The organism is Lichenibacterium ramalinae (genome assembly GCF_004137085.1).
Classification (GTDB): Bacteria; Pseudomonadota; Alphaproteobacteria; order Rhizobiales; family Beijerinckiaceae; genus Lichenihabitans; species Lichenihabitans ramalinae.
The window spans coordinates 129341-141738 of record NZ_QYBC01000016.1; the positions used below are offsets into that span (position 1 = coordinate 129341).

The 12398-nt window shown below is 73.6% G+C and carries 13 protein-coding genes; 6 read left to right on the top strand and 7 right to left on the bottom strand.

The features are described 5' to 3' along the window. Positions 1–5: 5 nt before the first annotated feature. The 4 genes from D3272_RS18755 to D3272_RS18770 all read right to left on the bottom strand — a co-directional run bounded on the left by D3272_RS18755 (position 6) and on the right by D3272_RS18770 (position 2914). Positions 6–482, bottom strand: a complete 477-nt coding sequence (locus tag D3272_RS18755) for a YbaK/EbsC family protein (protein ID WP_129220738.1) — start codon at positions 480–482, stop codon at positions 6–8. A 239-nt stretch (positions 483–721) separates the two neighbouring features. Continuing rightward, a complete protein-coding gene (locus tag D3272_RS18760; RefSeq protein ID WP_129220739.1) occupies positions 722–1438 on the bottom strand; it encodes an SDR family oxidoreductase in 717 nt (238 codons plus the stop codon). 48 nt (positions 1439–1486) lie between these two features. Continuing rightward, positions 1487–2161 carry a peroxiredoxin-like family protein gene (locus D3272_RS18765; RefSeq protein WP_129220740.1) on the bottom strand — a complete coding sequence of 225 codons (675 nt, stop codon included), beginning with the start codon at positions 2159–2161 and terminating at the stop codon, positions 1487–1489. Between the two features lie 117 nt (positions 2162–2278). Further along, positions 2279–2914: a glutathione S-transferase family protein gene (locus D3272_RS18770; RefSeq protein ID WP_129220741.1), complete on the bottom strand. Its 636-nt coding sequence runs from the start codon at positions 2912–2914 to the stop codon at positions 2279–2281. Positions 2915–3022: 108 nt separating this feature from the next. Here D3272_RS18770 and D3272_RS18775 point away from each other — a divergent pair, with 108 nt between their 5' ends. From D3272_RS18775 to D3272_RS18785, 3 genes are all read left to right on the top strand, one after another. Further along, on the top strand, positions 3023–3928 hold the full coding sequence (locus tag D3272_RS18775; protein ID WP_129220742.1) for a LysR family transcriptional regulator: 906 nt from the start codon (positions 3023–3025) through the stop codon (positions 3926–3928). 94 nt (positions 3929–4022) lie between these two features. Beyond that, entirely contained in the window at positions 4023–4793 is a 771-nt protein-coding gene (locus tag D3272_RS18780) for an enoyl-CoA hydratase/isomerase family protein (protein WP_129220743.1), read from the top strand. A gap of 68 nt (positions 4794–4861) precedes the next feature. Next, positions 4862–5716: an alpha/beta fold hydrolase gene (locus tag D3272_RS18785; protein WP_129220744.1), complete on the top strand. Its 855-nt coding sequence runs from the start codon at positions 4862–4864 to the stop codon at positions 5714–5716. Positions 5717–5959: 243 nt separating this feature from the next. Here the strand turns inward: D3272_RS18785 and D3272_RS18790 are convergent, their stop codons facing one another. After that, complete coding sequence (locus D3272_RS18790; RefSeq protein WP_129220745.1) at positions 5960–7528, bottom strand: D-aminopeptidase; 1569 nt, start codon at positions 7526–7528, stop codon at positions 5960–5962. Between the two features lie 118 nt (positions 7529–7646). Here D3272_RS18790 and D3272_RS18795 point away from each other — a divergent pair, with 118 nt between their 5' ends. Further along, positions 7647–8447, top strand: a complete 801-nt coding sequence (locus tag D3272_RS18795; protein WP_245496667.1) for a transporter substrate-binding domain-containing protein — start codon at positions 7647–7649, stop codon at positions 8445–8447. A 10-nt stretch (positions 8448–8457) separates the two neighbouring features. Here the strand turns inward: D3272_RS18795 and D3272_RS18800 are convergent, their stop codons facing one another. Continuing rightward, positions 8458–9366: an EthD domain-containing protein gene (locus D3272_RS18800; RefSeq protein ID WP_129220746.1), complete on the bottom strand. Its 909-nt coding sequence runs from the start codon at positions 9364–9366 to the stop codon at positions 8458–8460. After that, positions 9363–10424, bottom strand: a complete 1062-nt coding sequence (locus D3272_RS18805; RefSeq protein ID WP_129220747.1) for an SDR family oxidoreductase — start codon at positions 10422–10424, stop codon at positions 9363–9365. The genes D3272_RS18800 and D3272_RS18805 overlap by 4 nt, the downstream gene beginning before the upstream one ends. A 101-nt stretch (positions 10425–10525) precedes the next feature. On the opposite strand from D3272_RS18805, the gene D3272_RS18810 reads away from it, so the two are divergent. Both D3272_RS18810 and D3272_RS18815 read left to right on the top strand, forming a co-directional pair. Then, entirely contained in the window at positions 10526–10987 is a 462-nt protein-coding gene (locus D3272_RS18810) for a winged helix-turn-helix transcriptional regulator (RefSeq protein ID WP_129220748.1), read from the top strand. 101 nt (positions 10988–11088) lie between these two features. Further along, positions 11089–12384 carry an NAD(P)/FAD-dependent oxidoreductase gene (locus tag D3272_RS18815; protein WP_129220749.1) on the top strand — a complete coding sequence of 432 codons (1296 nt, stop codon included), beginning with the start codon at positions 11089–11091 and terminating at the stop codon, positions 12382–12384. Positions 12385–12398 lie beyond the last annotated feature (14 nt).

The window sequence follows — 12398 nt, forward strand, 5'->3', positions numbered from 1 at the left end:
GCCCTTCACCCATCCCGCAAGGCAGGGCTGCACACGTCGACCCAGCGGGCGCCGACAAGCGTCGCCAAACGTTCGGGAGCGACCTCGATCGAACTCGTCTGCGACCCCGCGGCAGGGAAGACGGTCGCGAAGTCGCGCAACGAGATATCGCAGAGGATCAGCAGTGGGGTGGCGAGGCCGAATGGGCAGACGCCGCCGACGGGATGACCGGTCAGCGAGGACACCTCGTCCGGGCCGACCATCCTGGCGCGTCCGCCGAGTGCCGCCTTCAGCTTCGCATTGTCCAGGCGGGCGTCGCCACGCGCGACGATCAGCACAACCCCTTCGGGCGCTCGCAGCGACAGCGTCTTGGCGATCCGGGCGGGGGCGACATTCAGCGTCGACGCCGCCTCGGCGACGGTGGCGGTGCTCCGGCCATGATCGATGATCGTGAGGTCCGGCGCATGTTCGGCCAGGAAACTCCGGACTGACTCGCTGCTCATACGGAAAGATCTGCCTGATTCTTTCCGCCATTGTAGCGAGGGAAACTCGTGCGTGCTGCTCGCCCGGCGCCAGGACCGTCCGCTGGAGCATCGCCCCTCACGCCGCCCCCCCACGAGCGCTCTCCGCACCCGCGCGCCTGGAGCAGTATCGGCGTGCTCGCAGTCGCCTTGGCGGCTCCAAGCCGATGAGACTGCTCTCGATTCGGAGCTGGAGCGGATCCGCCGAAGGCGAAAGCGCCCTAGAAAGCGGCCTTGCCGACCGAGGCGCCGCCGTCGACGTGCAGCGTCTGTCCGGTCATGAAGGCGGCCCCGTCCGAGAGCAGGAAGGCGATCACGGCGGCGATCTCGTCCGGCGTGCCGAAGCGTCCCATGGGGACGCCCGACAGGTAGCGCCGCTCGCCATCGCTGCCGGGCGGGTTGTTGGCGCGGAACAGTTCGGTCTCGGTCGGTCCCGGCGCCACGGCGTTGACCGTGATGCCGGTCGTCGCCAGTTCGAGCGCCCAGCTTCGGGTGAAGCTGACCAGTGCTGCCTTGGCGGCCGCATAGGCGGTGCGCTCGACCGCCCCGAGGACGGTGAGGCTGGACACGTTGACGACGCGCCCCCAGCCCCGCTCCCTCAGTCCCGGCAGCACCGCCTGCACGGCCAGGACCGCCGGGTGCAGGTTGACGCGCAGCACCTCGTCCAGGGCGGGCAGGTCGATGGCTCCCAGCCGCTGAGGCCGGACGAGCCCGACGTTGTTGACGATGCCGTCGATGGCGAAACGCCCGGCGAGGTCGGCGAGCGCCGCGCTGGTCGCGTTCGCGTCCCCGAGGTCGAGCGGCACGAAGGTGCCGGGGAAAGCCTCCGCCTGCCGGCGTGCCACCCCGATGACGTGGTGCCCGTCGACGGCCAGCCGCCGGGAGAGCGCGAGGCCGATGCCCTTGCTGGCGCCGGTGACGAGGAAGGTGCGTGACATGGGGAGCTCCGGGTTGGCCCCCGCCGCCGTGGCGGGGGCGGGGCGGGGTCAGGCCGCGACGGAAGCGGCGCGGCGCAGCGCCGGGAGCATGTCGTCGGGTTCGGGACGGCGTGTGTAGTCCGGGTTCACCTCGGCGTAGAGCACCGTCCCGTCCTGCGCGATGACGAACCGGCCGGGCATGGGCAGCGTCCAGCTCGCGTCGCCGTTGAAGGCCGGCAGGTCGTTCTTGAGCCCCTTGTAGAGGTCCACCAGCTCGTCGGGCATGGCGAAGCGCAGCCCGAAGGCGGCCGCGACGTCGTTGTGCGGGTCCGACAGGATCGGGAAGCCGAGGTCGTTCTGGCGCACGGACTTGCGGCTGTTGGGCGCCGTCTGGGGCGAGATGGCGACCAGCGCGGCGCCGAGCGCTTCGAACCGCGGCAGCGCGGCCTGCAGCGCCTGGAGTTCCATGTTGCAGTAGGGGCACCAGACACCCCGGTAGAAGCTCACCACCAGCGGCCCGCGGGCGAGGAGGTCGGCGGAGGAGACCGGCCGTCCGTCGGGGTCGCTCAGCGTGAAGTCCGGGGCCCTGTCGCCGGCTTTCAGGGCGCGCGCTGCGGCGCCGGACACGACCAGTCCGGCGGTGGCGCGGTGCATGGTCTCGATGACCGAATACGGCACGTTGTAGGGCGGCTTGCCGGCTTCGAAGTCGGCCTTGAAGGCGTCGAGCTTGGCTTGCAGGGTCATGGTGGGGGCTCCGGGGTGGCGTGGATGGCCTCAGGGTGGAGGGTGAGCGGACCGTGTCGGCGGCCGTGGCGGCGGCGTCCGACCGAGCGTCGTTCCGTCTGGGAATGGACCGGGACGTCAGGGGGCCGGCACGAGGGCATTCACCCGCGCGATGGCGCGTTCGACCGCGGGCCGGGACGTCATCGCGGCGTACCAGCGCGCGACATGCGGCACCGCGTCGAGGGAGACGCCCGCGAACTCGCGCCGCCACAGCCAGCCGAAATGGGCGATGTCGGCGATGCTGAAGGCTTCCCCGGCGACGTAGGGGCGCTCGGCCAGGGTGCCGTCGAGCATGCCGAGCGTGCGCTCGGCCTCGGCCGAGAAGCGCTGGATGGCGAGCGGCTGCGGCTCGGCCGCCTGGCGCTGGAAGAAGCCGGCCTGGCCGAAGGCGGGGCCGAGACCCGACGCATGGAAGAAGAGCTGCTCGAAGACGCGGGCCCGACCTGTGCCGCTGGCCGGCAGCAGGCGGCCCGTCGTCTCGGCGAGATACACCAGGATCGCGGCGGATTCGGTCAGCACCAACCGTCCGCCCTCCGCCTCGGCGTCGACCAGCACCGGCACCTTGCCGTTCGGGTTGAGGGCGAGGAAGTCCGGCGCCTTCTGCTCGCCCTTGCGGACGTTGATGCCGTGGAGCGTGTAGGCGAGCCCCAGTTCTTCCAGCGCGATGGGCACCTTGATGCTGTTCGGGGTGGCGAAGGCGTAGAGGTCGAGCATGGTGTGGCCTCGGCGGCTCGGATATGAGCGTCCAGGAGACGATGCCTCCGCGCGGCCCGACATGGCAGGCGGCTCCGGGCAATAACGCTCATTCTTCGAAGGAATGGCATGGACCGGTACCAGGCGATGGCGACCTTCGTGCGGGTGGTGGAAACCGGCTCCTTCTCGGCCGCGGCCCGGCAGCTCAACGTCGGCCAACCGGCCGTCTCGAAGACGATCGCGCAGCTGGAAAGCCGGCTCCAGGTGAGCCTGCTGGTGCGCTCGACGCATGGCCTGTCTCCGACCGAGGCCGGACAGCGCTTCTTCGAACGCGCCCGTGCCGCCATCGCCGAGGCGGACGAGGCGGACATCGCCGCCCGTGGCTCCGGCGCGGGCCTGTCCGGCCGCCTGCGGGTGTCGGCCGCCACCACCTTCGCGCGGCTGCACGTGGTGCCGCTGCTGCCCCGGTTCCTGGCGGACCATCCCGGGCTCGAGATCGACGTGGTCCTCGACGACCGGGTCATCGACCTCGTGGCCGAGGGGATCGACCTGTCGCTGCGCATGGGCGACCTGCCCGACTCGTCGGCCGTCGCCCGCAGGATCTCGACCGGGGGCCGATCGGTCGTGGCCACGCCGGCCTACCTGGAGCGGGCCGGCGAACCCCGCAACCCGGCCGACCTCGCCGGCCACGAGGCCGTCATCTACAGCCAGCTTCCGAGCGCCTGGAGCTTTTCCCAGGCCGGAACCGAGGTGTCGGTGGCGGTCCACGGCCGCGTGCGGGTCAGCGCCGCCGAAGGCCTGCGGGCGGCGGTGCTGGCCGACATGGGACTGACGATCGCCTCCGACTGGATGTTCTCGCCCGAACTCGTGAGCGGCGGCGTGCGCCGCGTCCTGACCGCCTGGACCTTGCCGCCCATCGATCTCTGGGCGGTGTTCCCCACGGGCCGCATGGCCAGCGCCAAGGCCCGGGCCTTCGCGACGTTCGTGGAGGCCGGCATGGCCGACGGCGCGGCCGGCCATTCCGGCCAGGCATAAGCCTTATCGCCCCGCGCCCTCGTCCGCCCCTGGAGCGAACCGCCTAGACCCTGTCCATGACGCCGGCGGTGCCGGCCCCATCAGGACGACGACGATGACCCGGTTCGACACCTATCGTGACGCCTTCCCCAACGCCCGCCTGAGCCGCAAGCCGAACGGCGTGCTCGAAGTCGCGCTGCACACGGCTGGCGGCAAGCTCGTCTTCGACGGCCACACCCACGAGCAGTTCGTCGACCTGTTCCACGCCATCGGCGAGGACCGGGACAACCGCGTGGTGATCCTGACGGGCACCGGCGACGCCTTCATGGATGCGATCAGCCCCGAGGGCTTCGACTTCTTCACCCCGCGCGGCTACGACAAGATCCTGCGCGAGGGCCGCAAGGTGCTGTCCAACATCCTCGACGTCGAAGTGCCCATGATCACGGCGCTCAACGGCCCGGTGCTGCTGCACAGCGAATATGCGCTGCTGACCGACATCATCCTGGCGACGCCCGAGACCGTGTTCCAGGACAAGCCCCACTTCGAGTTCGGCATCGTGCCGGGCGACGGCATGCACGTCCTGTGGCCCGAGGTGATCGGCTCGATCCGGGGCCGGTACTTCCTGCTCACGCGCCAGGTGCTCGACGCCGAGACCGCCAAGGCCTGGGGCGTCGTCAACGAGATCGTGCCGGCCGACGGCCTGCTCGCCCGGGCCCACGAGATCGCGGACGGCATCGCGTCCCTGCCGCCGCTGACGAGCCGCTACACCCGCATCGCGCTGACGCAGCGGCTGCGGCGTCTCGTCGAGGAGGGCATCGGCTACGGCATGGCGCTGGAGGGCATCAGCGCCGCCGAGGTCGCCCGCACCCTGTCGTCCCAGGCCTGACCTTTCCCGACCGACCGCTCGGCCGGACGCCGGGCGGTCCTCGACCCCATCCTGTCCGAGGACACCCCATGACCCAGGTCCGCTATCGCACCGCCGACGTCGACGGCTTCGACATCTTCTACCGCGAAGCCGGCGACCGGACCCGGCCGACGCTGCTGCTGCTGCTGCACGGCTTCCCGTCGTCCGGACACATGTTCCGGGACCTGATCCCCCTCCTGGCCGACCGGTTCCACCTCGTCGCCCCCGACCTGCCCGGCTTCGGCCTGTCCGAGATCAAGCCTCGGGGAGCGTTCGACTACAGCTTCGACAAGCTCGCCGAGGTGATCGGCCGCTTCACCGAGGTGATCGGGCTCGACCGCTACGCGCTCTACGTCTTCGACTACGGCGCCCCCACGGGCTTCCGCCTCGCCATGGCCCATCCCGAGCGCGTGACCGCCATCGTTTCCCAGAACGGCAACGCCTACGAGGAGGGCCTGAGCGAGGGGTGGGACCCGATCCAGCGCTATTGGCGCGACCCGAGCGACGGCAACCGGCAGGCGCTGCGGTCGCTGCTCACCCCGGCCTCGATCCGCTGGCAGTACGAGCACGGCGTCCCCGACACGTCGCTGGTGTCGCGGGACGGCAGCGCGCTCGACGCCTGGTACATGCAGCGGCCGGAGGTCGACGAGATCCAGCTCGACCTGTTCCGCAGCTACGCCACCAACGTCGCGCTCTATCCCGCCTTCCAGGCCTATTTCCGCCAGCACCAGCCGAAGCTCCTGGCCATCTGGGGCCGGAACGACCCCTTCTTCCTGCCGCCGGGCGCCGAGGCCTTCCGCCGCGACCTGCCCCACGCCGACGTGCGTTTCCTCGACACGGGCCATTTTGCCCTGGAAACCCATGCGGCGGAGATCGCGCGGGCCATCGACGCCGTCCTCGGGTGACGATCGGCGGAGAACGGCGCCGGTCGACCGGAAGGATTGGCCGACGAGGCGAGCCAGCGTCGGCGGGACGGATTGCTCTTCGACCGTCGCCGCCGCGCAGGGGAGCGACTTCGCAGCAAACCTCCGCCCGCCATGCCGCGACCTTGCCGAACGTCGGACCGAGACCGGCTCACGCCCTCCTCGGGCCCGACGATCACGCGCCGGCCTGTTCTCGAGACCGTCTGGAGCCCAGCGTCGGGGCCTTCACGCGACGCGCTCGTAGGGGAGGCCGCGCGCCAGCCAGCACCCCACCGTGACGCCGCGCGGCCGGCCGGCGGCGTCGCGCCGGAAGGCCAGCGTCCAGTCCCCGGGCGGCGTATGGTCGAGGGCGCGCCAGCACGGCAGGGTCAGCACGTCCCGCCCCACCGGTTCCAGCAGTTCCATGCGGCCGGGCCCGAGGCGCCCCGAGAAGGCCCCGTAGAGCAGGCCGCCGGCCTCCGTCACGGTCAGGTCGGCGTCGAGCTCGGCGCAGTGGTAGCGGCCGGCGAGGTCGAGGTCCGCGGCGGGGTCGGCGGGCGCGCAGGGCACGAGGGTGGTGCGCATGTTGTCGCCCGGCCGCTCGAGGCCGAGCCCGTCGGCGCCGGGCCGCAGCCGCGTCCCGTCCCGGCCGGCCGTGCCGTCGGGGCGCAGGTCGAGCCGCTCCGCCGTCTGGCCGAAGCGCAGCCCCACCTGGCCCGGCGCCGCCGCATCCACCCGGGCCGAGAGCCCGGTCTCGGGCTCCAGGTAGGCGCCGCACCAGTCGGGCGCCGCCAGCGACGCCTCCGGCTCCGGCCGCTCCGCGTCGAGCACGGCGGCGAGGAGGTCGAGCGCGGCGGCCCGGGCGTCGGACAGGTGGTTGAACAGCACCACCACGCTGACGCGGGCCGCGGCGGCATGCAGCCTGTGGCTGCGCCATCCGCGCAGGGCGCCGCCGTGCCCCGTGACGGGCTGGCCGAAGGACCCGTGGCGGGCGAGGCCGAAGCCGTAGGCGGCCGGCGTGCCGTCGGCGAAGGCGACCGGCGCGGACAGGCGGCGGTAGAGCGAGGCCGGGTCATCGCGGGTCGCGTCGATGTGGCGCTCCCAGGCGATCATGTCGTCGAGGCTCGCGCCGAGCCCGGCATCCCCGGTCCACAGGATGCGGTTCACGGCCGGGCGGAAGCCGCCGGCCTGGCTGCCCTCGTAGCCCTGCGTCCCGTCCGGCATGGCGCGGGTCTCGGCGGCCAGGAAGGCCGTCCGCATGCCGGCCGGCGCCAGGACGCGCTCGCCCAGCAGCTCGGCGAAGCTGCGGCCGGCCCGCTCCGCCAGGACGTCGGACAGGATGCGGAAGTTCTGGTTGCAGTAGGAATAGCGCGTGCCGGGCGCGAACTGCAGCGTTTCGGCACCGCCGATCACGGCCGAGGCCTCGGCCTCGCCGAAGGGCGATTCGGCCGGCGCGCCGTGCAGCATGGCGAGCGCCCAATAGTCGCGCAGGCCCGACTGGTTGTGGGCGAGGTGCAGTGCCGTCGGGGCATCCCCCCGCAGCCTCGGCAGCCGGGCCCGCACCGCCCCGTCCAGCACGGCCGGGTCGGGGAACAGTTCCAGCATCAGCCCGCAGGTGAACTGCTTGGTGACGGAGCACATGCGGAACAGCGTGGCGGGCGTGAAGGCGATGCGGCGCTCGGCATCGGCCCAGCCCCAGGCGTGCCTGGCCAGAACCTCGCCCTCGCGCAGCACCGCGGCGGCGCCGCCGGGCCCGGGGAAACGGCGCTGCAGGGCCGAAAGCGCGAGGTCGAGGCGGGAGCCGAGCGTCGTCATGCCGCCATCCTGGGACCTGCGGGCCGGCGCGTAAAGGCCGGGGAAGGGCCGTGGCGGCCGTTGCGGCCGGCGCGCCCGCCTGATAGCGGGTGGCGGCGCAGGAGCGACAGGAGCGGGCATGCTGGGCAGGATCGGTGTCGCGGCGCTGCTGTTCCCCGTTCTGGCCGTCGTCGCGCCCGGCGGCGCGGCGCCGGCCCCGCCCGAAGCGGCGCGGGCCCTGGCCCCCGGCGGCATCCTGCGGGTCGGCGTGGTGCGGGCGCCGCAGGCCGGCGTGTTCTTCGCCGCGGTCGGCCCGGACGGCGCGCCGCGCGGCGTCACGGTGGACCTCGGCGCCGCCCTCGCCGCCGGGCTGGGCCTGCCGGTGTCGGACGTCGTCTTCCCCAACAGCGGCGAATGCACCGACGCGGTCGCGTCCGGCGCCGTCGACGTGGCCTTCATGCCGGTCGATCCCGCCCGCAGCGCCCGGGTCGCCTTCGGGCCCGCCTACACCGCCATCGAGAGCACCTACCTCGTCTCGGCCGCCTCCGGCATCGCCACGCTGGCCGAGGTCGACCGACCCGGGCGCCGCGTCGTCGGCATCGCCGACACCACGACGATCCGGGCCGCGGGCCGCAGCCTCGTCGCCACCCGGCCGGTCGCCATCCGGGGCGTCGACGAGGCCGTCGCCATGCTGCGCGACGGCCGCGCCGATGCGCTGGCGCTCAGCCGCGACAGCCTCGAGCAGATCGCCCCGACGGTGCCGGGCAGCCGCATCGTGCCGGGCGGCTTCCAGCGCACCACGATCTCGATCGCGGTGCCGCCCGGCCGGCCCGAAGCGCTGGCGGCCGCCACGGCCTTCCTCGAACGGGCCAAGCGCGACGGCACGGTGCGCCGGGCCTTCGCGGCGCTCGGCCTCCCGGGGGACGCCGTGGCGCCCTGAACGCGCCGCGTCAGGTGCCGCGGAACAGCCGCGTCACCGCCGGCTCGGTCTGGTTCAGGGCGCCGAGCGCCGCGATGAGCTCGGCCGGCCGGCTCCCGCGCAGCCCCGCCGTGGTGAGCACGCCGTCGCGGATGAACACGCATTGCCGGGTCACCAGGAAGGCGCCGAGCGCCGCGACATGGGTGGCGAGGCCCTCGGCCAGCGCCGCATAGGCGTCGCCGGCCAGGAAGGCTTCGGCGGCGAGGCGGTCCGTCCAGCCCACCTCCACGATGGCGACGCGCTTGCGCTCCCGCGGCAGGGCGTGGTCGACGCCCGGCGCGGCCGGCGCGGGCGCGGCGTTGTGGTAGGGCTCCGGCCGGTGCAGCCGCACCTTGACGATGCCGGGCGCGTCGGCGAGCCCGGCCGCGAAGGACCCCGCCCAGTCCCGGAAGGCGTCGGTGCCGGTGCCGTGCAGGTGCAGGTGCAGCCGGTGCCCGGGCTCGATCCGGTTCGGCACCGGGTCGGGATCGCGGTCGACCAGCGTGCGGGCGCCGTCCGGCAGCGCATAGGCCACGTCGTGGCCGATGAAGTTGCGCTCGTCCGAGAAGAGCAGCGGGCTCGCGGCCTCGAAGCGCCCCTGCCCCGCCGCATCGGCGAAGCCGATCTCCACCAGGCCGTCCAGCACCGTGTCGAGCGGCCTCACCCCGTCCGGCAGCGGCCAAAGGTTGGCGCCGCGCTCCCGCGCGACATGGTGCTGGGCATAGAACGCCAGCCCCGGCAGGCGCGCGCAGAGCGGCCCGTGGACGTCGCGCCAATAGGTGTCGAACAGGTCCTGCGGCACGCCCTCCCGCCGGCGGATGGGCGTGTAGGTGAGGATCCGGATCGCGGCGTCGCGCGCCGCGAAGTCCGGCCCCGCCGCGACGGGCGCCGGCCCGCTCACGGGATCAGCCGGTCCGCCCGGAGACGGGCGAAGAGGTCGAAGAAGGCCTCGTCGCTGGCCTGGTAGGCGGTGAAGCCGAGCTTGCGGCTCTTCGACATGTCGGTCACGACTTCGATGGGCCGGCCGAGGTCGGCGTCGGTGTGCCAGGGCGAGGCCATGCGCGCCAGATCGGGCTCGGCGAGGTTCTCGCGCTCGGCGATGCGGCGCCACACGGGCGCGTCGCCGGCCATCTGCTCCTCGAGCGGCCGCACCGTGCCGTCGAAGGGCGCCGGCTCCAGGCCGAACCAGTCCGCGATCCGCCCCCACATCCAGCTCCAGCGGAAGACGTCGCCGTCGACGACGTTGAAGGCCTGGTTGGCGGCGGCCGGGGTCTCGGTGGCCCAGAGCAGTTGCCGGGCGAGCAGGCGGGCGTCCGTCATGTCGGTGAGGCCGTTCCATTGCGCCGCCGAGCCCGGAAAACGGAAGGGCCGGCCGGTCTCGCGGCACAGCACGGCATAGGCGGCGAGCGTCGTCCCCATGTTCATGGCATTGCCGACGGCCTTGCCGATGATCGTGTGGGGGCGGTGGACGCTCCAGGCGAAGCCGTCCCGCGTCGCCGCCGCGAAGACCTCGTCCTCCTGGGCGTAGTAGAAGTTCTCGATGTCGAGCCGCCCCTGCTCCTCGCGGAACGGCGTCTGGGGCAGCTTGCCCTTGCCGTAGGCCTCGAAGGGCCCGAGGTAGTGCTTGAGGCCCGTCACCAGCGCCACGTGCCGCACCGTTCCGGCCGGCCGCAGCCCGTCGAGCAGGTTGCGCACCATGCCGGCGTTGACGCGGATGTTCTCCGCCTCGGTGGCCTGCCGCGCCCAGGTGGCGATGAAGACCGCCTCGGGCCGCACGTCCCGCAGCGCCGCCGCTGTCCCGGCCGCGTCCTGGAGGTCCGCCGCCACCGGCAGGATGCCGGCCCCCGCCTCGGGCCGCCGCGCCAGGCCGTGGACGGTCCAGCCTTCCGACAGGAGCAGCGCCGTCGTGGCGCTGCCCACGATCCCGCTCGTCCCCACCACCAGAGCCTTGCCTGCCATGTCGTCCCCCTCGTCGATGTCGAGGGCCGGACGTGGGGCCTCCCTTTCGCCCCGTAAAGACGGCACCATTTGGGGACATAGGCACCCCGAGGTTCCCACCCATGACCGGAAGCACACCCGACGACGACTGGCGCGAGGACTGCGCGCCGCGCCGCACGCTCGACCTTTTCGCCACCAAATGGACCAGCATGGTGCTGCACACGCTCGAAGCCCGGCACGGCGGCCGGGCCCGGACCGGGGTGCTGCAACGCTCCCTCCCCGGCATCTCGAAGAAGATGCTGACGCAGACGTTGCGCGAGATGGAGGCGACGGGGCTCCTCACCCGCCACGTCAGCGGCACGGTGCCGCCCGCCGTGGCCTACGACCTCACGCCGCTCGGCCGGCGCTTCGTCGAGGCCGTGGAACTGCTCTACGACTGGGGCCGCCGCAACGCCGACGCGCTGGACCAGCTCGGCCGGCGCCGCACCGGGCGGCGCGACCGGCCGGACGCGGCGGGCGACGGCGTCGATGCGGGCGCCCGCGCCCTTGACCCCGCCGGGGAGACGGTCCCGGCAGGGGAATGAGGGGCGCGGGGCGCGCCGGTGGTGGACGAGGCGGCGCCCTATCTGGCCGCCGCGCGCCGCGCGTGCGATAGCGTCCTGGCGCTCATCAGGGGGCTTGCCGCATGAGGGACGATCCGCGCAGCCACGGGCTCTGGGAAGCTTCCGCGCCCCCGCCCCCCGCGACGACGGCGCTCGCCGGGGAGGTCGTGGCCGATGTCGCCGTCGTGGGCGGCGGCTTCACGGGCCTGTCGGCGGCGCTGCACCTCGCCGAGGCCGGCGCCGCGGTGGCGCTGCTCGAGGGCGTCGAGATCGGCTTCGGCGGCTCGGGGCGCAACGTCGGCCTCGTCAATGCCGGCATGTGGGTCATGCCGGACGACCTGCCGGCGGCGCTCGGCGCCGTGCATGGCGGGCGCCTGCTGGAGCTGCTGGGCGACGCCCCGCAGGCCGTCTTCGACCTCGTGGCGCGCCACGGCATCGCCTGCCAGGCCGAGCGCGCCGGCACGCTCCACTGCGCGGTGGGGCCGAAGGGCCTCGCGGAGATCGCCGAGCGTGCGCGGCAGTGGCAGGCGCGCGGCGCCCCGGTGGCGATCCTCGACGCGGCCGAGACCGCCCGGCGCGTCGGCACCGGCGCCTATGCGGGCGCCCTGCTCGACCGGCGCGCCGGCACGATCCAGCCGCTCGCCTATGCGCGGGGGCTGGCGGCGGCGGCGCTGGCGGCGGGCGCCCGCATCTTCACCGGGAGCCCCGTCGTGGCGGCCGAGGACGAGGGCGGGAACTGGCGCATCCGCACGGCGGCGGGCGCCGTGCGGGCGCCCCACGTCGTCGTGGCCACCAACGCCTATACGGGGGGCGGCGGCCCCGCCGTGTGGCCCGAGGTCCGGCAGGAGATCGTCCACCTGCCCTATTTCAACCTCGCCACGGCGCCGCTGGGCGACAACCTGCGCGGCTCGATCCTGCCGGGGCGCGAGGGCGTGTGGGACACGCGCGAGATCCTGAGTTCCTTCCGCTTCGACCGGGACGGCCGACTGGTCTTCGGCAGCGTCGGCGCCCTGCGCGGCACCGGCCGCGCGGTCCACCGGGACTGGGGCCGGCGGGCGCTGAAGCGGCTCTTCCCGCAGCTCGGCGACGTGGCCTTCGCGCACGAATGGTACGGCCAGATCGGCATGACGGCGGACAGCCTGCCGCGCTTCCACCGCCTCGCCCGCAACACGGTCGGCTTCAGCGGCTACAACGGCCGCGGCATCGCGCCCGGCACGGTCTTCGGCCGGTGCCTCGCCGACCTCGTGCTGGGGCGCCTGGGCGACGACGACCTGGCGCTCCCCGTGACGGTGCCGGTACCGGCCCGCCGCCGGCGCCTCAAGGAGGCCTGGTACGAGGCCGGCGCCCAGCTGGCCCACGCGACCGCCGCCCGCTTCTGACCCCCTCCCCCGAC